This window comes from Chryseobacterium viscerum (assembly GCF_025949665.1).
Classification (GTDB): domain Bacteria; phylum Bacteroidota; class Bacteroidia; order Flavobacteriales; family Weeksellaceae; genus Chryseobacterium; species Chryseobacterium viscerum_A.
In genome coordinates, this window is sequence record NZ_JAPDFT010000007.1 from 88,858 (window position 1) to 106,895 (window position 18,038).

16 protein-coding genes are annotated in these 18,038 nt (G+C 36.6%); 11 read left to right on the plus strand and 5 right to left on the minus strand.

Going from position 1 to position 18,038, the window contains the following annotated elements; genetic code table 11:
• Nucleotides 1-11: 11 nt before the first annotated feature.
• From OL225_RS21785 to OL225_RS21800, 4 genes are all read right to left on the minus strand, one after another.
• On the minus strand, nucleotides 12-899 hold the full coding sequence (locus OL225_RS21785) for a DUF2589 domain-containing protein (RefSeq protein WP_052184551.1): 888 nt from the start codon (nucleotides 897-899) through the stop codon (nucleotides 12-14).
• A 364-nt stretch (nucleotides 900-1,263) separates the two neighbouring features.
• A complete protein-coding gene (locus OL225_RS21790) occupies nucleotides 1,264-3,204 on the minus strand; it encodes a M1 family metallopeptidase (protein WP_264519583.1) in 1,941 nt (646 codons plus the stop codon).
• A gap of 84 nt (nucleotides 3,205-3,288) precedes the next feature.
• Nucleotides 3,289-4,170, minus strand: a complete 882-nt coding sequence (locus OL225_RS21795; protein ID WP_047373979.1) for an SDR family oxidoreductase — start codon at nucleotides 4,168-4,170, stop codon at nucleotides 3,289-3,291.
• Between the two features lie 176 nt (nucleotides 4,171-4,346).
• Complete coding sequence (locus OL225_RS21800; protein ID WP_264519584.1) at nucleotides 4,347-4,757, minus strand: DUF1573 domain-containing protein; 411 nt, start codon at nucleotides 4,755-4,757, stop codon at nucleotides 4,347-4,349.
• 158 nt (nucleotides 4,758-4,915) lie between these two features.
• Here OL225_RS21800 and OL225_RS21805 point away from each other — a divergent pair, with 158 nt between their 5' ends.
• The 3 genes from OL225_RS21805 to OL225_RS21815 all read left to right on the plus strand — a co-directional run bounded on the left by OL225_RS21805 (nucleotide 4,916) and on the right by OL225_RS21815 (nucleotide 9,239).
• Nucleotides 4,916-6,178: a sensor histidine kinase gene (locus OL225_RS21805; protein WP_264519585.1), complete on the plus strand. Its 1,263-nt coding sequence runs from the start codon at nucleotides 4,916-4,918 to the stop codon at nucleotides 6,176-6,178.
• Nucleotides 6,179-6,180: 2 nt separating this feature from the next.
• On the plus strand, nucleotides 6,181-6,864 hold the full coding sequence (locus OL225_RS21810; protein ID WP_264519586.1) for a response regulator transcription factor: 684 nt from the start codon (nucleotides 6,181-6,183) through the stop codon (nucleotides 6,862-6,864).
• A 77-nt stretch (nucleotides 6,865-6,941) separates the two neighbouring features.
• Nucleotides 6,942-9,239, plus strand: a complete 2,298-nt coding sequence (locus OL225_RS21815) for a GH92 family glycosyl hydrolase (RefSeq protein WP_264519587.1) — start codon at nucleotides 6,942-6,944, stop codon at nucleotides 9,237-9,239.
• A 169-nt stretch (nucleotides 9,240-9,408) separates the two neighbouring features.
• Here the strand turns inward: OL225_RS21815 and OL225_RS21820 are convergent, their stop codons facing one another.
• Complete coding sequence (locus tag OL225_RS21820; protein ID WP_264519588.1) at nucleotides 9,409-10,746, minus strand: dihydroorotase; 1,338 nt, start codon at nucleotides 10,744-10,746, stop codon at nucleotides 9,409-9,411.
• A 100-nt stretch (nucleotides 10,747-10,846) separates the two neighbouring features.
• Here OL225_RS21820 and OL225_RS21825 point away from each other — a divergent pair, with 100 nt between their 5' ends.
• From OL225_RS21825 to ribA, 8 genes are all read left to right on the plus strand, one after another.
• Nucleotides 10,847-12,274 carry an oligosaccharide flippase family protein gene (locus tag OL225_RS21825; protein ID WP_047373989.1) on the plus strand — a complete coding sequence of 476 codons (1,428 nt, stop codon included), beginning with the start codon at nucleotides 10,847-10,849 and terminating at the stop codon, nucleotides 12,272-12,274.
• Nucleotides 12,275-12,407: 133 nt separating this feature from the next.
• A complete protein-coding gene (locus OL225_RS21830; protein WP_047373990.1) occupies nucleotides 12,408-13,424 on the plus strand; it encodes a sugar phosphate nucleotidyltransferase in 1,017 nt (338 codons plus the stop codon).
• 106 nt (nucleotides 13,425-13,530) lie between these two features.
• On the plus strand, nucleotides 13,531-14,382 hold the full coding sequence (locus OL225_RS21835; RefSeq protein WP_047373991.1) for a DUF4292 domain-containing protein: 852 nt from the start codon (nucleotides 13,531-13,533) through the stop codon (nucleotides 14,380-14,382).
• Nucleotides 14,379-15,941, plus strand: a complete 1,563-nt coding sequence (locus OL225_RS21840; RefSeq protein WP_047373993.1) for a peptidoglycan DD-metalloendopeptidase family protein — start codon at nucleotides 14,379-14,381, stop codon at nucleotides 15,939-15,941. Before OL225_RS21835 ends, OL225_RS21840 begins: the two co-directional genes overlap by 4 nt.
• 31 nt (nucleotides 15,942-15,972) lie before the next feature.
• Entirely contained in the window at nucleotides 15,973-16,185 is a 213-nt protein-coding gene (locus OL225_RS21845; RefSeq protein ID WP_047373994.1) for a twin-arginine translocase TatA/TatE family subunit, read from the plus strand.
• 15 nt (nucleotides 16,186-16,200) lie between these two features.
• Nucleotides 16,201-16,815: a DUF4254 domain-containing protein gene (locus tag OL225_RS21850; RefSeq protein ID WP_047373995.1), complete on the plus strand. Its 615-nt coding sequence runs from the start codon at nucleotides 16,201-16,203 to the stop codon at nucleotides 16,813-16,815.
• Nucleotides 16,812-17,270 (plus strand): hypothetical protein, encoded by a 459-nt coding sequence (locus OL225_RS21855; RefSeq protein ID WP_047373996.1) that lies wholly within the window; start codon nucleotides 16,812-16,814, stop codon nucleotides 17,268-17,270. The genes OL225_RS21850 and OL225_RS21855 overlap by 4 nt, the downstream gene beginning before the upstream one ends.
• A gap of 18 nt (nucleotides 17,271-17,288) precedes the next feature.
• A complete protein-coding gene (ribA, locus tag OL225_RS21860) occupies nucleotides 17,289-17,885 on the plus strand; it encodes a GTP cyclohydrolase II (RefSeq protein WP_047373998.1) in 597 nt (198 codons plus the stop codon).
• The last annotated feature ends 153 nt before the right edge of the window (nucleotides 17,886-18,038 follow it).

Sequence of the window (18,038 nt, forward strand, 5' to 3'; positions counted from 1 at the left end):
CGTAAAATATATTATTGTGAAAGAAGTCCAAGCACTTTTTCAAGTCCGGCAGGCATTTCGTCATTGGTTGCACGTACTTTTACACCCAAAGAATATTCTTTTTCCACTTTGATTCCTGTGCTGGAAGTTCTTTTATAAGATACATCCACTTTGAATTTTACAGGTCCCCATCCTCCGGAAACTCCGGCATTGATACCAAATTCGTCACTTACGTCTTTCGTGTAAGTAGAATTAAGTTTAACATTGAAGTCTACTTCACAGGTTTCAATTCTGAAGCTTGGAACATTCAGCAATGCAATAAAAGGCACTGAAATTTCTACATCATTCGGAATCGTTTTAGGATTGGTAGCACTTACCGGCTCATCTTCTTTAAAATCCGGATTCGGAATATTTTTTTTGTATTTGAATTCTGCCATTCTCAGTTTTTTAGGACTGGCAGCATTGGCCGGATCTGTAAGCTCAAACCCTACTTCATTTATGAAATTAACGGTGGCAATAGAGGCATTAGACTGTGCTTTTACACAAGCATCCAACGGTCCGCCAATGATGGTAGCAAAATCTATACTTCCTAATTCTGCCGCAAAATCTGCACTGGCAGCATCTGAAGTTCTGAAGATCTCTTCATCAGCAGCCATTTTACCGGCAATAAGCTTCATAATCTCTGAAGAAACTCCGGAAAAGGATTTTTCCCATTTTGCATCATAATTATTTTTGAAATCTTCTACGATGTTTAGAAGTTCCTTATTGGTCAGTGAACTTAATTCCGAAATCTCGATTCCTGATACCTTTTCATAAACTGCAGGGGTAAGCACTTTTTCTACTCCCGATAAGAGATCAATTAACTCATTTTTTGTTTTTTTGGCGTGGCTTGCTTCAAGCACTGATTTTAATGTTTCCATGTTTTTTGTTTTTGATTAATATTGTAGGACAAAATTATATCACTGGCCACCAAAACATTGCAGGAGAACCCCTTCACCTGAACCGGAAAAACACCCTAAAATAAAAAGCCTGAACTTACGGTTGTAAGCTCAGGCTTTTGTAACAGGTATATTTTGCTGCTGTTTATCTGTCATAAACGCAAAGGTTATAGTGAATCTTCTTAATTTTTAAATAGGCTAAGAAATGCTGATTAAGCTACATGAATATGCTTACGCTTAGCAAGAATCAATTCCATTGATTCCATCTTTGCTCCCTTAAAAAATTAAACATCGGATATCAGATCTTTGCGTTACATCTAAATTACCAGATATAAATCCAATATCTCTATGAAGGTTTTTTGCTATTGTTTTCCAGATTGACATCAGGGACAACAGAATTCGGATCCAGCTTCACCTCATCTATTTCCTTGTTAGAATCTATTTTGAATGCCCATTCCGTATTTCTTTTCCAGACTTCCACAGGGATATTCACCGTTTGTGCCGTTCCATCTTTGAATTTCAGTTGAACTGTTGTAGGCATCGGCAGCTGTCCAATATTTTCAACAGTGATCTGAACTCCGTTTTTAAAGTCTCCGTTAATGTATTTTACATTTTTAACAGCCTGGTCAATTTTCCATTTGTTAAAGAACCATCCTCTCCAGAACCAGTTCAGTTCTTCTCCGGAAACATTTTCCATTGTATGGAAGAAATCCCATGGTGTAGGATGTTTAAAAGCCCATCGGTCTATATAGGTTCTGAATGCTTTATCAAATTTTTCAGGTCCGAGAATCGTTTCTCTCAAAACATCCAAGCCTGTTCCCGGTTTATAGTAAGCCAAAGCTCCGATACTTCTTTCTTTCATATTATCCGGTCCTACCATTACAGGTTCCAGGCTGTCTGTCAACAGATAAGGTCCTGATCTTGCCAGATTCGGTTTACGATAATATTCGCCTTTATTGAAAGCTTCGGTTGAAAGTCCGTTGATGAATGTATTAAATCCTTCATCCATCCATGCGAAAAGTCTTTCATTAGATCCTACGATCATTGGGAACCAGTTGTGTCCAAACTCGTGGTCTGTAACGCCCCAAAGATCTTCTCCTTTAGAATCCATATGACAGAACACAATTCCTGGATATTCCATTCCGCCTTCATTTCCTGCTACATTGGTGGCAGCCGGATAGGTATACTCATACCATTTCTTTGAATAATGCTCTATGGCTGCTTTGGTATATTCTGTAGATCTTCCCCAAGCTTTCTCTCCGGCACTTTCAGCAGGATAAGCCGAGATAGCTAAGGATTTCTTTCCGCTAGGCAGATTAATTTTAGCAGCATCTAAAATAAATCCGGCAGAAGACGCCCAGGCAAAATCTCTGGCCTGTGTAATTTTAAATTTCCAAGTTTTTGTACCAGAAGCTTTGTTTTTACCGATTTCAGATTCAGGATGAATCATTACTGTTTTATCACTGTTTCTTGCTTCATTCCATCTGTTGATTTCTTCTTTGCTGTATACTTCTTTTTCATTCAGAAGTTCTCCGGATGCTACCACATAATGATTGGCCGGAACTGTGATATTCGCTGTAATATTCCCATATTCTAAATAAAACTCTGACGCTCCAAGATATGGAAGAGTATTCCATCCCAATACATCATCATACACACACATTCTCGGATACCATTGTGCCATGGTAAATATTTTACCGTTTTTGGTATCCTGAATCCCCATTCTGTCTGAACCGTAGTCAGGAGAAACAAAAGAATATTCAATTTCTATTTTGGCAACTCCTCCATTGGCTTTCAGTTCCTTTGGAAGATCAATCTGCATTCTTGTATCAGTAATGGTATATTTTACTTCTCTTTTTCCATCAAGCTTTACTGATTTAATCTTATATCCGCCATTAAATTCTTCGCCATGAGCTCCATTTCTGCTTCCCGAAAGCGGAACTACACCGTTTCCTCTGGAATCTTTTGCAAACAGATTCTGATCCAGCTGCAGCCAAAGGAAACCTAATTTATCCGGGCTGTTGTTGGTATAGGTAATCTGTGCTGTACCGGTAATCTCTTTTTTATCTTCATTCAAGCTGACATTCAAATGATAGTCTGCTGAATTCTGCCAATAAGCATGTCCCGGCTGTCCGCTTGCAGAACGGGTTGCCGTACCTGTCTGCGGATAGAAAAACGGCTTAAATGCTTCTACATAATCATATTTGGGGGATTCCTGTGCGTGTACAGAACCTGAAAACAGGATCACTGCAACAGTGGAAACAAGGGTTGGAAGTTTAAAATTCATGTGAAAAGTATTATTTTACTGTATAGGTAAAAAAAACTCCCGGATTTGTTACACATCCGGGAGTTTTTTTAATATAAGTTTAATTTAATTTGATTTTTTTGCTTTAATCATTGCTTCCAAAGCATCCCACATTTCTTGAGGAATTGCTTCAAGCATATTAAATTCTCCTGCTCCCTGAAGCCATTCTCCACCATCAATTGTTACCACTTCCCCATTCATATACGCCGAATAATCTGAAACCAAGTAAGCCGCAAGATTGGCAAGCTCCTGATGTTCTCCTACTCTTCTCAACGGAACTTTTTTCTTCATATCAAATTTCTCCTGAAGGTCTCCCGGAAGAAGTCTGTCCCAAGCTCCTTTTGTAGGGAAAGGCCCTGGAGCAATCGCATTGAAACGGATTCCGTATTTTGCCCATTCTACCGCCAAAGATCTGGTCATCGCCAAAACTCCGGCTTTTGCACAAGCTGATGGCACTACATAGGCAGAACCTGTCCATGCGTATGTTGTTACAATATTCAGTACAGTTCCCGGAGTTTTAGAATCTATCCAGTGTTTTCCTATAGAAAGGGTACAGTTTTTTGTTCCTTTTAAAACGATATCCAGAATAGAGTCAAAAGCAGAGTGAGTCAGTTTTTCCGTTGGAGAAATAAAATTTCCGGCGGCATTGTTTAATAAAATATCAATTTTACCGAATTCTTTTAAGGTAGCTTCTTTCATTGCTTCCACTTCATCCCAATTTCTTACATCGCAAGCCACACACAGTACTTTACCTCCTGTTTCATCTTCCAGTTCCTTAGCTGTTGTCTGTAGTTTTTCCAGATTTCTGGAAGTAATCACTACTTTGGCGCCCAGTTCAAGAAAGTATTTGGTCATCGCTTTTCCAAGACCGCTTCCGCCTCCTGTTACAATCGCTACTTTATCTTTTAGTGCACCTTCGCGCAGCATAGGTTGTGTATATAGACTCATAAAATATTTTTTCTTAAAAATAACAAATATTGAAATGCAATCCCTTAAAATAAATTGATAAATAATGCTACAAATAGTTATTCCTGATATTATTCTTAAAATAGATCAAACTATTCAAAAAAGAAAATAGCCTGATAACAATTATCAGGCTATTTTTATCTTAAAAAAACAATCTATTAAGCTGTAACCACTCCTTTGAATGAAAGTGTTTTAGGAGTTTTGCTGTCACTTGTTGTAACATTTACAGTCTTCATAAAAGGACCACTTGCTGCTGCATTATAGCTAGCCTCTACAAATCCTTTTTTTCCTGGTTGGATAGGCGTTTTTGTATAATCAGCTGTAGTACATCCACATGAAGGAGCTACATTTTGAATAATGATAGGTTTTGAACTTGTGTTGGTAAATTCAAATCTGATCAATTTTGGTTTTCCCTGAGGAATATTTCCCACATCTATAGATTCTGATTTCCATTTAATAGCATCAGCTACCATTTTCATAATAGATGGAGCGTCTGTAGAAAGTACATTAGCATAAAAAGGAGAGAATGCCAAAATGGCTAAAAGAGCTGTGATTTTTAATTTTTTCATGAGTATACATTTTAATAGTTAGAAACTAATTATTTTTTCGATATAACAAATGTAAAGCAGACCATGATTACAACTTGTTAACCGCTATCTAACATTTGTTAATGAGTTGTTAATAATAAAAGATAAATAGATATTTTTGGATAATATTGTTTCAGGAAATGAAAATAAAAAAACTCAATATTATAATAACGCTGGGGTTCGTGGCTATTATCGGAATTTTAATAGCTCAGCTGATGTGGACCCGCCAGGCTTATAATCTTGAAGATAAGAAATTTAATCAAAAGGTAAATATAGCCTTAATGGAAGTTGCGGAGAAATTGTCCGGAGGCAAAACTTCCTATACTGAAAACCCCGTACAGAATATTGCCAATGACTATTATGTAGTTAATATTAATAATGAATTTCATCCCGTCGTTCTGGAATACTATCTGAAAACAGAATTTACCCGTTTTCAGATCAATACAGATTACGTATATGCCTTATATAACTGTCACAGTGATAAAATGGTTTACGGAAAGTATATGACTTCACACCAGGAAAGTCCCAGCAATAAAGTGATCAATTTTCCAAAACACAAAAATCTGATCTATTACTTTTCTATACGTTTCCCTGATAAAACCACTTATCTGATCAGCTCATTAAGATTCTGGTATCTTCTTACATTTGCCCTTATCATCATTCTTCTGGTATATGTTTATTCTATTTATACCATTATTCAGCAGAAGAAGTTTTCGGAGCTGCAGCGTGATTTCATCAACAATATGACTCATGAGTTTAAAACTCCTTTATCATCGATACTTTTAGCATCTGAAGCACTCAATAAACAGGAAATGGTGATGGAAAACTCAAAACTGCAGACCTATACCTCTATTATCATCAATCAAAGCCACAAGCTCAACAATCATATTGAGAAAATATTGAATATTGCGAAGAACGATGCGGCAGGTCTTTCATTAAAATCTCAAAAAATCCTGCTGCTCCCTTTTATCCAGGAGATTGCAGACAGTATACAGCACAAAAATAAAGACCTCAGCATCGAAATTGATATTGAAAACAGTTCTTCAGTAATGGCTGATGAATTTCACTTTACCAACATCATTTATAACCTTTTGGATAATTCCATCAAGTATTGTGAAACAAAACCTGTGATTAAAATTTCAGCCTATAAAGATTCAAAAGGCTTATATTTAAAGTTTAAAGACAACGGAATGGGGATTCCTGCTAAAAATATTCCTCATATTTTTGAAAAATTTTACAGGGTACACACCAAAAGAAGTGAAGAAGTGAATGGTTTTGGGTTGGGATTATTTTATGTAAAAAAAGTAGTTCAGCAGCATCACTGGAAAATTTCTGTGGAAAATAATGAAGACAAAGGAATTACGACTACCCTGTTTTTTCCGTTTTCAACTAATCATGTATAAGTATGGAGAAATCTAAAATTTTATATGCCGAAGATGACAAAACAATAGCTTTTCTGGTGGAAGACAGCCTGGAAAGTTATTATGATATCAGCTGTTATTCTGATGGTGAATCTGCATTGGAAGCATTTAACAGCCAAAATTTTGATATTTGTCTGCTGGATATTATGATGCCCGGCATGAACGGATTTGAAGTTGCCGAGCAGATCCGCAGTAAAAATTCTGAAATCCCTATTATTTTTATTTCTGCAAAAGCTCTTAAAGAAGACAGAATCAAAGGGTTAAAAATTGGGGCAGATGATTATCTGGTAAAACCATTCAGTATTGAGGAACTTATGCTGAAAATTGAAGTCTTCCTGAAACGCACCAAGAAAGCAGATCCTTCTCCTCTAAAATACAAAGTCGGAAAGTATGATTTTGACCCCAAAAACTATACGCTCCAAGGCATAGAAAACAGCATTACTCTTACCCAAAGAGAATCTGACCTGCTTTTGTATTTTATCTGTCACAAAAATCTGGTTGTCAAAAGACAGGACATTCTGAAGGCAATCTGGGGTGATGATGACTATTTTATGGGGCGAAGTCTTGATGTATTTATTTCCCGGTTGCGGAAGGTACTTGCCGAAGAACGGAATGTTTTAATAGAAAACCTGCACGGAATAGGTTTTCGTTTTTCTGAAAAAGAATAAATAGTGCCCGAATTGATCTAAAACACAACAGCAAATGATGATTTTAATTAATTTTAAACTTTGAAAAATTGTCATTAATGAAAAATCACAAACCTATTGTTTTTCTTTCTCTAGTATTTTTAAGTGCACATTTTCATGCCCAAAAATTTGAAAAACTAATACAGTACGTCAATCCGCTGATTGGTACCGAAAAGATGGGCCATACTTATCCCGGAGCTACAGTTCCCTTTGGTGCGGTACAGCTAAGCCCTGAGACAGACACCATTTCTTATGAACTTAACGGAAAATATAACGGCGAAGTTTATAAATACTGTGCAGGTTACCGCTATGAAGATAAAACCATTGTAGGATTCAGTTCTACTCACTTCAGTGGAACGGGGCATTCTGATCTCGGAGATTTTCTGATCATGCCCACTGTTGGAAAACTTCAACTGAATCCCGGAACAGCTTCCAACCCTGAAAATGGATACAGAAGCAGATTTTCTCATCAAAACGAAATAGCAGAAGCCGGATATTACAAAGTAAAACTGGATGACCATAATATTCTGGCAGAGCTGACGGCAACACCAAGAGTAGGAATTCACCGCTATACTTTTCCAAAGTCTGACCAGTCTCATATTATTCTGGATCTGATGGCTGGTATTTATAATTACGACGGAAAAAATGTATGGACCTATATGCGTGTAGAAAACGGAAATACCATCACAGGCTATCGCCAGACCAACGGTTGGGCGAGAACCAGAACTGTTTATTTTGCGATGAAGTTTTCAAAACCTTTTAAATCTTATGGTCAGAAAAACTATGATGAGAAGCAGGTTTATAAAGGATTCTGGAGAAAATTCGACCAAAATCAGAATTTCCCGGAGATTGCAGGAAAGAATCTGAAAATGTTCTTCGATTTTGACACCACCGAAAATGAAGCGATTGAAGTAAAGCTTGCCATTTCTCCCGTAAGCCAGACCAATGCTTTGGAAAATCTTGAAAAAGAAACCGGAAATATGACGTTTGATCAGGCTAAAGCTCAAGCTCAGGACAATTGGAATAAGGAATTAAACAAAATTGTCATCAAAGGTTCTGATACAGAGAAGACCAATTTTTATACCGCAATGTATCATACCTTTATTAATCCCACCACTTACATGGATGTGAATGGAGAATATAAAGGCCTGGATCAGAATGTTCATAAAGCAGACGGTTTTACCAATTATACAACATTTTCGTTTTGGGACACTTATCGTACACTACATCCTTTCTTTAATATCATCCAGCCTAAAAGAAATGGCGATATGGTAAAATCCATGATGGCTCATTATAATCAGTTTTCTATGAAAATGCTACCTATCTGGTCACATTATGCCAACGACAACTGGTGTATGAGCGGATATCACAGTGTAAGTGTAGTTGCCGATGCGATTATTAAAGGAAATTATGATGGTGATCCTGAAGAAGCCTTAAAAGCGTGCATAGAAACCGCCAACAAAAGAAATTATGAAGGCATCGGGCAATATATTGATCTTGGATATATTCCGGCAGAAAAAAATGGAACTTCAGTTTCCAATACGCTGGAATACGCCTATGATGACTGGGCGATTGCTCAACTGGCAAAACATCTGAACAAAACAGAAATTTACAATCAGTTTATCAAACGATCTGAAAACTGGAAAAATAATTTTGATCCTACAATCGGTTTTATGCGTCCACGTCTGGCAGATGGAAGCTTTAAAAAGGATTTTGATGTATTAAGTACTCACGGACAAGGCTTTATTGAAGGAAATTCATGGAACTACAGTTTCTTTGTTCCGCAAAATCCGGATGAACTGATCACAATGATGGGTGGAAAAAAGAAGTTTGCATCAAAACTTGACGAGTTATTCACCATGCATTTACCTGATGAGTTTTTCGCAGACACTGAAGATATTACCCGCGAAGGAATTATTGGCGGATATGTTCACGGAAATGAACCCGCCCACCATGTTGCTTATTTCTATAACTGGGCAGGACAGCCATGGAAAGCACAGGCACAAATCCGCCGTATTCTGGAAATGCAATACAAAGCAACACCAGACGGATTGGGAGGAAATGATGATGCGGGGCAAATGAGTGCATGGTATATCCTAAGTTCATTAGGTTTTTATCCTGTAGCTCCCGGCTCTGAAGATTATTCTATTGGAAGCCCTGCCATTGATAACGCTGTATTGAATCTGGAAAACGGGAAAACTTTTGAAATTGAAGCCATTAATCAAAGTCCGAAAAATGTATATGTCCAAAAGGTTCTTTTGAATGGAAAGGAAATCAGGAATTTCACATTGAAGCATTCTGACATTATGAATGGTGGAAAGCTTACTTTTTATATGGGGAATAAAGCGAAAAGATAAGATATTCTCGCAGATTTTGCGGATTGAGCAGATGATTGGGTAAAAAAATCTGCGTAATCTCCTACATCTGCGAGAGCTAAGAATAAGTTTTGGCTAAAGCCAATGAAAGATTAAAATAAAAAGAGCGGGCTAAAGCCCGCTTCTATTGAATTATATTAATAATTTCTGATTAATCCCTTGGTTCAAAAAGCAATCTCTCTCCAAATTTCTCCTCAGCAATAATACCATTATCATACACCAGATGTCCGTTGACAAAAGTATGGGTAACTTTAGAGTGGAAGTTCATTCCTTCCAAAGGACTCCAACCACATTTGTACAGTAAATTATCTTTGGAAACCGTCCAGTCTTCATTCAGATCAACTAAAACCAAATCTGCTTTATATCCTTCTCTCACAAAACCTCTTTTTTCAACTTTGAAAAGGATGGCAGGATTATGAGACATTTTTTCAACAATTTTTTCAAGAGATATCTTGCCGTTTTTATAGTTTTCCAGCATCACAACCAATGAATGTTGTACCAAAGGTGCCCCTGAAGGACATTTTGTATACACATTATTTTTTTCTTCTGCAGTATGCGGAGCATGGTCTGTAGCAATCACATCAATTCTGTCATCCAGCAATGCTTCCCACAGGGCATCTTTATCCTTTTGAGTTTTTACAGCCGGATTCCATTTGATAAGTCCGCCTTTTGTTTCATAATCCTCATTGGTAAAAGTCAGGTGGTGCACACACACCTCAGCAGTGATCTTTTTATCTTTTAAAGGAATATCATTTCTGAAAAGTTCCATTTCCTTTGCAGTTGAAAGATGGAAAACGTGAAGTCTGGCTCCTGTTTTTTTCGCAAGCTCAATAGCTTTAGATGAAGATTTATAACATGCTTCTTCGCTTCTGATCAAGTGATGGAATTTCACAGGAATATCATCCCCATATTCATCCATATATTTTTGAGTATTGGCTCTGATTGTAGCTTCATCTTCACAGTGAACAGCAATCAGCATTTGGGTATTGCTGAAAATATTTTCCAGTGTTTCCGGATTATCTACCAGCATATTTCCTGTAGATGAACCTAAGAATAATTTAATCCCGGGAACATTTCTCGGATTTGTTTTTAAAACCTCCTCCAGATTATCATTCGTTCCTCCCATCATAAAGCCATAGTTGGCATAAGCTTTTTGGGAAGCAAGCTCGTATTTGTCCGCTAGGAGTTCCTGGGTAACAGCATTAGGAACTGTGTTAGGCTGATCTATAAAGCTGGTTACTCCACCTGCAATAGCAGCTCTTGATTCACTTTCAATATCTCCTTTATGGGTAAGTCCCGGATCACGAAAATGCACCTGATCGTCAATGACTCCCGGAAGAAGATATTTTCCCGAACCATCAATGATCTGATCTGCATCTTCAGAAATGTCCGCAGCTATTCTGGAGATTAAGTCACTTTCTATTAAGATATCGCTTTCAAAGACTTTTCCTTCGTTGACGATATTTACATTTTTTATAAGAACTTTCATTTCAATTTATTTCCCCGTAAAATTAAGATTTTATGTTTTAATTCACCCCAAAATCACCAAACGAATGCTTAAAGTTTTACATTTGTAAAAAATTTCGACTTTGTATAAGAAACTATTAGGGCAGACAATCATCTATGGAGCGGGAGCTATAGCACCCAGAATTATTTTATTCATCCTGAATCCACTTTTGATTTATAAAATTCCCAATGAAGGTTTTGCGATTTTCACCCAGCTTTACGCATGGATTTCGTTTGTTAATATTATACTTTCTTTCGGTTTTGAAACGGCGTATTTCCGGTTTTCTGCTGAAGAGAATAATGAGAAAAAGACCTTCAATACTTCGTTCTGGTTTTTATTTTCAACCTCAACTATTTTCCTTGCATTATGTTATTTATTCAATCAGCCTATTGCAGATTATTTAGGCTATCATGATAACCCGGAATATATCAGATGGTTTGCTTTAATTGGTTTTTTTGACAATTTATTAGTGATCCCATTTGCTTGGCTTCGTTTTCATAATAAACCCATCAAATACTCCGCAGTAAGAGTTGTTCAGGCTATATTTCAGGCTGTTTTTACAGCGGCATTATTCTTCTGGATTCCGGAAAGTATATCCAAAAGTTTTGGATTGGACCAAAATGTAGACTATCCGTTCTTCAGTAATCTGGCGGGAAGTGCTCTGGGGGTTCTATTGCTGTTCCCTATTATATTAAAAGTAAGATTTCAGTTTGTGACCTCTTTGTTCGGGCGTATGATTAAGTATTCGTTTCCGCTCATGCTGGCAGGTCTGGCTTTTATGGTCAATGAAAACTTTGATAAGTCCATTCAGAGAAATCATATTTCAGACGAAGAAGCCGGGGCTTATGGCGGCTGCTATAAACTGGCTGTACTAATGACCTTATTTGTTACCGCATACCGAATGGGTATTGAACCTTTCTTTTTTAAACAAATGGATAAAGGTGATGCTAAAAAGACTTATGCCAAAGTAGCAGAATACTTTTCCTTTTTTGCCTGCGCTGTCGCTTTAGGAATCATTGCCAATATCTCTTGGTTGAAAGACGTTTTCATTCCCAACAAATCTTACTGGATCGCTATAGATATCATCCCGATTATTGTTATTGCCAATCTCTGCTTCGGAATATATTATAACTTTTCCACCTGGTATAAAGTAACGGACAGAACCAGTGTAGGTACTGTTATTTCATGGCTTGGAGCAGGAATAAACATTACCCTCAACCTTTTAGCCTTAAACTATTACCACAGCATGATCGGTTCTGCGTGGGCTACATTCGGAGCCTACGTTATTATGATGATTGTATCTTATCTGCTGGGCCAGAAATATTATCCCATTCCTTACAGAATGAAGAAAATGTCCTTCTTCCTTATATTACTTGGGATCTTTAGCTTTATCATTGTAAAATATCTCAACTATAACATTTTAACAAGTAATATACTATTCTTGATCTTTACAGGAATTTTGATTTATTCCGAAAAAGACTTGATTTTATCGAGAATCAGAAAGAATTAAACTTTGGTCTTTATTTTGATAGTAAACAAACCTATTCAAATATTAAAAAGATATAAATCATATCCCAACAAAGGTTTTAATTATTATCTTTAACCAAATTATTAAAATAACTATAAAATTTTTTATATAATTTATGAAAATTATTGTTCCTATGGCTGGACGTGGTTCCAGATTACGTCCCCATACACTGACAGTTCCAAAACCGCTTATTCCTATTGCAGGAAAACCTATCGTACAGAGATTGGTGGAAGATATTGCTAAAGTTGCAGGAGAAAATATTGAAGAGGTAGCCTTTATCATCGGAGATTTTGGCCCTGAGATCGAAAGATCCCTTATTCAGATTGCTGAAAAGCTGGGAGCAAAAGGAAGCATATATTATCAGAACGACCCTCTTGGTACCGCTCATGCCATCAAATGTGCTGAGCAATCTATGCAGGGAGACATCGTTATTGCTTTTGCAGATACCCTTTTCCGTGCAGACTTCCAATTAGACAAAAATTCTGATGGAGTGATCTGGGTAAAAAGCGTGGAAGATCCATCTGCTTTCGGAGTTGTAAAATTAGACAACTACGGTTTTATTACAGATTTTGTTGAAAAACCTACTACTTATGTTTCAGATCTTGCCATCATCGGTATTTATTATTTCAACAGTGCTGAAAAACTGATGGAAGAGATCAACTATATCATGGACAATGATATTAAAAACGGAGGTGAGTATCAATTGACAACAGCACTTGAAAACCTTAGAGCTAAAGGTGCCAAGTTTACCCTTGGAAAAGTAAACGACTGGATGGACTGTGGTAACAAAAATGCCACGGTAGAAACCAACAGCAAAATCCTTGAATATGAAAGAGAGGAAATGATGAATCACCCTGCTTCTGCTGTGATTGAAAATTCTTTGATCATTCAGCCATGTTTTATTGGTGAAAATGTGAAAATCTCCAATTCAAAAGTAGGACCTGGAGTTTCATTAGGAAACAATACAACGGTTGTTAATTCTAATATTGAAAACTCTCTGATTCAGGAAAACACCAGAATAAATCATGGAAACCTTTCTAATTCTATGATCGGTAATTCTGCACAATATTTCGGAGTGGCCAGAGAAATTTCTTTGGGAGACTATTCCGTTTTAGATTTTCTATCTAAATAAAAGAATAGAAATTATTTAACTTAACAAGATATCATCAGGCCACACAAAATGTTTTGTGTGGTTTGGCGTTAATATTGCACCGTATTTTTTAATTAAAGATAAATACATGAAAAATTGGATTCCCCTTCTTTTATTGCTTCTTGCCTTATCATCCTGTAAAACCCGTACCAAAGTTCAAAATGATACAGATCAGACACGGGACAGTATTGCTACAACAGTAGATAAAGACAATGGAGATCCAAAAGATGTAAACCAGCCGGTGAGAGACAAACTCACTTTTTACGAACATGTATTGATTCCACCCAAATTTGAGCAAATCAAAATCGACAGTAAAGTTCGTGTAGAAACAGGAAGTTATGTTCCTACTCTGGATGCTACTGTCTATATTGAAAATGATAAAAAGGTATGGATGAATCTCAGAGCATTATTCATCAATGCGGCCCGAGGTATTGCTACTCCTGAAGGAATAAAAGGTCAGGATAAGATCAATAAAACCTATATAGATTCCGACTTTGATTATCTTAATAATTTACTGAACGTTAATTTCATTGATTATAAATCTTTGGAGAAAATCCTGCTAGGAAGGACTTTTGTTAAAATAAATGACAGACAATTTGATCTTACGCAGAATGCACAAGGATTTAAAATGGTTTCCAATATCAATCAGAAAATTACAACGGACGAAAAAAACAGAGAGTATAAAATTGCACTTCAATACGATACCAATTACGATTTATTGTCCGTAAACTTAAAAGATATTTTGTCTTCAGACGAACTTGATGTTTCTTATAGTGACTGGAATGAATACGAAGGAATCCGTCTTCCAAAAAATGTTAAAATAATTATAAAAGGCTCAAAATCTAGTCAGATTTTAATGGAAAACACGAAATTTGACTTTTCGAGGATGGAAACACCTTATTCTGTACCATCCAGTTATAAGAAAATTGAGATTAAATGATTAAAAAATTTAGCTTTTTAATAGGTGTTTTGATGTTTGGACTGCACCAGGGACAGCAGAACAAAGAACAGCTGCAGAAGCAGAATGCCGAACTTAAAAAACAAATTGCACAAATAAATTCCGATTTAGCCAAAACCAGAAGTGAATCTAAGCTTTCTATAGCCTATCTTTCCAGTGTGAACCAAAAGTTGGTTTTAAGAGAGAAGGTTTATAATAATACCCAGAAAGAAAAAAGATTCATTGAGGATGATATCTATTTACGTCAGCTGGAAATCAACCGTCAGAATAAAGAACTGGCTGTATTGAGAAAAAACTATGCTGAGGTTTTGGTGAATGCTTATAAAAATAAAGGAGTACAGAACAAAGTAACTTTTATTCTTTCTGCCAAAAATCTGGGGGAAGGTATACGTAGAGTACAGTACCTGAAACAATATTCAGATTACCAGGATAAAAAAGCTGCTGAAATTACAAATGCGGCCAACCTGATCAAGAAAACAATTGCACAAAGACAAAACTCTGTAAAAGAGAAAGCAAACCTTCTGGTAAACCAACAGAAGGATTTAGCGACGATCAATGCTGAAAGAGCTCAAAAAGAGCAATTGGTAACTGATTTCAAGAAAAACGAATCTAAACTAACAGCTGAACTTAAGCAAAAACAAGTTCAGTCTAAAGCATTGGAAGGGCAGATCAGAGCTATTATTGCTGAGGAAATCAGAATTGCTAAAGCAGAAGAGGAAGCAAGAAGAAAAGCAGAAGCAGAAAAAATACGTTTGGCAAAAATAGCTGCTGAAAGAGAAAAAGCAAGAATTGAAGCGGAAGCTAAAGCAAGAGCAGAAGCCCTTGAAAGAGAAAGAAGACTTGCAGAAGCAGAAGCTAAGAGAGCTGCAGATCTGGCGGCGAAGAGAGCCGAAGAAGAAAGAAAACGTAGTGAAGATGCTGCCAAGGCAGAAGCTAATGCAAGAGATGAGTCCAGAAGAATAGCTGCCAAAAAAGCCTCAGACGAAGCCAATGCAAGAGCTAAAGAAGCTGCAGATAAATTGACAGCAGCAAGAGCCGCAGAAGCAGCCCTTACGAAGAGAAAAGAAGAAGAGAAAAAAGCTGCTGAAACAAAAGCAATGACAAGCTACGGAGTTTCTACCGCTACCGGAAACAGCTTTGCAGACAACAGAGGAAGACTTGGTTATCCTGCAGACAGAGCCGGACAAATCACACACCGTTTCGGAAGACAGCAGCACCCGGTTTTCAAAAATATTTCTGAAGATAACACCGGTATTAAAATTTCTGTACCTTCAGGTACACGTGCTAAATCTGTATTCCCGGGAACTGTATCTTCGGTGGTAGCAAGCAGTGACGGTACCAAAACCGTTATTATCAAACACGGAGGGTATTTTACTATTTATTCCAACTTATCCAATGCTAATGTGTCCAAAGGACAGCAGGTTTCATCAGGAACAGCAATCGGTACTATAGCCCAGGATTTTGATGGCGCTTATACACTTGATTTCCAAGTATGGAACGGAAGTACACCAGTTGATCCATTAGGTTGGATTTCATATTAAAAAAAGTGTAACTTTGCAAAAATTTTAAGAGATGAATACACTAACAATACTTGCCTTATCTTGGCAACATATCCTTATCGTAGCAATACTTTTAGTGTTGCTTTTTGGAGGAAAGAAAATTCCGGAATTAATGAGAGGAGTAGGTTCAGGAATCAAGGAATTTAAAGATGCAGTAAAAGAAGAAGACAAGCCAGGTTCTGAAAAAAAACCAACGTCGAACGATAATAATTCTCCAAGCAACTAAAATTCCTTAGAATTAATGAAATTTACTGAGACTGCATGGAAAGTCTTCAATCAGGCTATTGAAGACTATCACGTGTCTGATGATGTTAACACTCTAATTAATAACCCGTTCGAAAAAAATAGTTTGGAACGGATTTTGTATGCAAAGAACTGGATTGATACCGTTCAATGGCATCTGGAAGATATAATTAGAGATGAAAATATTGATCCGGCTGAAGCTCTTCAACTCAAGAGAACAATAGACGCTTCCAATCAGAAAAGAACTGATCTGGTAGAATATATTGACGGCTGGTTCCTTACTAAGTTTGAAAATATAACTCCTAAATCTGAAGCAAAAATAAATACAGAAACTCCCGCTTGGGCAGTAGACAGATTATCAATTCTTGCATTAAAGGTTTATCATATGTCGTTAGAAGCGAATAGAGAATCTGCTTCTGAAGAACACAGAAACAACTGCCAGGCTAAACTGGATGTTCTGCTTACTCAGAAAGAGGATCTGTCTACTTCTATAAATCAGTTGCTTGCTGATATTGAGAACGGTAACGTTAAGATGAAAGTATACAAACAAATGAAAATGTATAACGATGAAAGTCTTAACCCAATCCTTTATCAAAAAGGGCAACAGAAATGAAACGACTAATTTTTCTTGGAGTACTTATCATATTAACATCTTCCTGCGCAACGGAAAAGCTAAATCTTTCCCCGTTGTCAAATAATTTTTATAGTGATACCAAAGGTTCTGATTCCGACAGAGGCTCAAAGAAGAATTTTAATATCAATATTAAAGAAAATGTAAATGCTTCTGAAATTTCAAATATGATCTCCACTTTTCCCAAGTTTAAAAATAATGGGTTGAACGATGAGGTTACCAGTTTGAAATACAGTCTTCAGAATTATTTATATGCTATTGATGCCAGTAATTCTGCCGGTAAGAGCAGAGCCCTTAAAAGCTTCGAAAAATCATACAAAAAAATTCAAAAGCTAAGACAGAATCTTGACAGAGATGACGATGAAGTTCTCAACAGATATCTGGTTCGTTTAAAAACCAATATCTCTGTTATTGAAGATGCTTTGCCAGGAAGTTAAAAACCAATTGAACTATCAATGATTAAAATTCAGGCGGAAGCCAATGTTCCTACAGAGCACGGTACTTTCCGAATGATAGCTTTCTCCGAAAACGCAAACGACTGGATGCCTCATATGGCCATTGTTGCTGAAAATACAGATTTTTCAAAACCTGTTAATGTTCGCTTCCATTCAGAATGTATTACTGGAGAAGTTTTCCATTCAAAAAAATGTGAATGCGGCCAACAATTGGATGCTGCAATGAAATATATCCATGAAAACGGTGGAATTATCATCTACCTTCGCCAGGAAGGGAGAAACATCGGGATCATCAACAAGCTGAAGGCATATTCTCTACAGGAAAAAGGGCTAGACACCGTACAAGCCAATCTTGAACTGGGACTTCCTGCAGATGACAGAAACTTTGGCGTAGCCATTGAAATCCTTAATCTGCTGGATGTAAAAGATATCAACCTTCTGACCAATAATCCTGAAAAGGTAAAATATGTGGTAGACAGCAATATTCATCTTAATTCAAGAGTACCGCTACAGATTCCTGCAAACGAAATAAGCAAAGGATATCTGCAAACAAAAAAAGATTTCTTTGGACATCTACTGGATGACAATGATAATTAATTTTATAAAGCTAACATTAAAAAGCTCCAAAAAATATATGTTTTTTGGAGCTTTTTAATTATTTAAATTAACACAAATCTCTTAATTAAATAACATTTCACTAGTTAGTGTATTTTTTTTAAAAATTAATTTATTTTTGCATGGAAAATTATT

What these genes read in the sequence shown, in the direction of transcription:
- OL225_RS21785 (WP_052184551.1), bottom strand. Translation starts at nt 899, where the DNA reads ATGGAAACATTAAAATCAGTGCTTGAAGCAAGCCACGCCAAAAAAACA.
- OL225_RS21790 (WP_264519583.1), bottom strand. Translation starts at nt 3,204, where the DNA reads ATGAATTTTAAACTTCCAACCCTTGTTTCCACTGTTGCAGTGATCCTG.
- OL225_RS21795 (WP_047373979.1), bottom strand. Translation starts at nt 4,170, where the DNA reads ATGAGTCTATATACACAACCTATGCTGCGCGAAGGTGCACTAAAAGAT.
- OL225_RS21800 (WP_264519584.1), bottom strand. Translation starts at nt 4,757, where the DNA reads ATGAAAAAATTAAAAATCACAGCTCTTTTAGCCATTTTGGCATTCTCT.
- OL225_RS21805 (WP_264519585.1), top strand. Translation starts at nt 4,916, where the DNA reads ATGAAAATAAAAAAACTCAATATTATAATAACGCTGGGGTTCGTGGCT.
- OL225_RS21810 (WP_264519586.1), top strand. Translation starts at nt 6,181, where the DNA reads ATGGAGAAATCTAAAATTTTATATGCCGAAGATGACAAAACAATAGCT.
- OL225_RS21815 (WP_264519587.1), top strand. Translation starts at nt 6,942, where the DNA reads ATGAAAAATCACAAACCTATTGTTTTTCTTTCTCTAGTATTTTTAAGT.
- OL225_RS21820 (WP_264519588.1), bottom strand. Translation starts at nt 10,746, where the DNA reads ATGAAAGTTCTTATAAAAAATGTAAATATCGTCAACGAAGGAAAAGTC.
- OL225_RS21830 (WP_047373990.1), top strand. Translation starts at nt 12,408, where the DNA reads ATGAAAATTATTGTTCCTATGGCTGGACGTGGTTCCAGATTACGTCCC.
- OL225_RS21835 (WP_047373991.1), top strand. Translation starts at nt 13,531, where the DNA reads ATGAAAAATTGGATTCCCCTTCTTTTATTGCTTCTTGCCTTATCATCC.
- OL225_RS21840 (WP_047373993.1), top strand. Translation starts at nt 14,379, where the DNA reads ATGATTAAAAAATTTAGCTTTTTAATAGGTGTTTTGATGTTTGGACTG.
- OL225_RS21845 (WP_047373994.1), top strand. Translation starts at nt 15,973, where the DNA reads ATGAATACACTAACAATACTTGCCTTATCTTGGCAACATATCCTTATC.
- OL225_RS21850 (WP_047373995.1), top strand. Translation starts at nt 16,201, where the DNA reads ATGAAATTTACTGAGACTGCATGGAAAGTCTTCAATCAGGCTATTGAA.
- OL225_RS21855 (WP_047373996.1), top strand. Translation starts at nt 16,812, where the DNA reads ATGAAACGACTAATTTTTCTTGGAGTACTTATCATATTAACATCTTCC.
- ribA (WP_047373998.1), top strand. Translation starts at nt 17,289, where the DNA reads ATGATTAAAATTCAGGCGGAAGCCAATGTTCCTACAGAGCACGGTACT.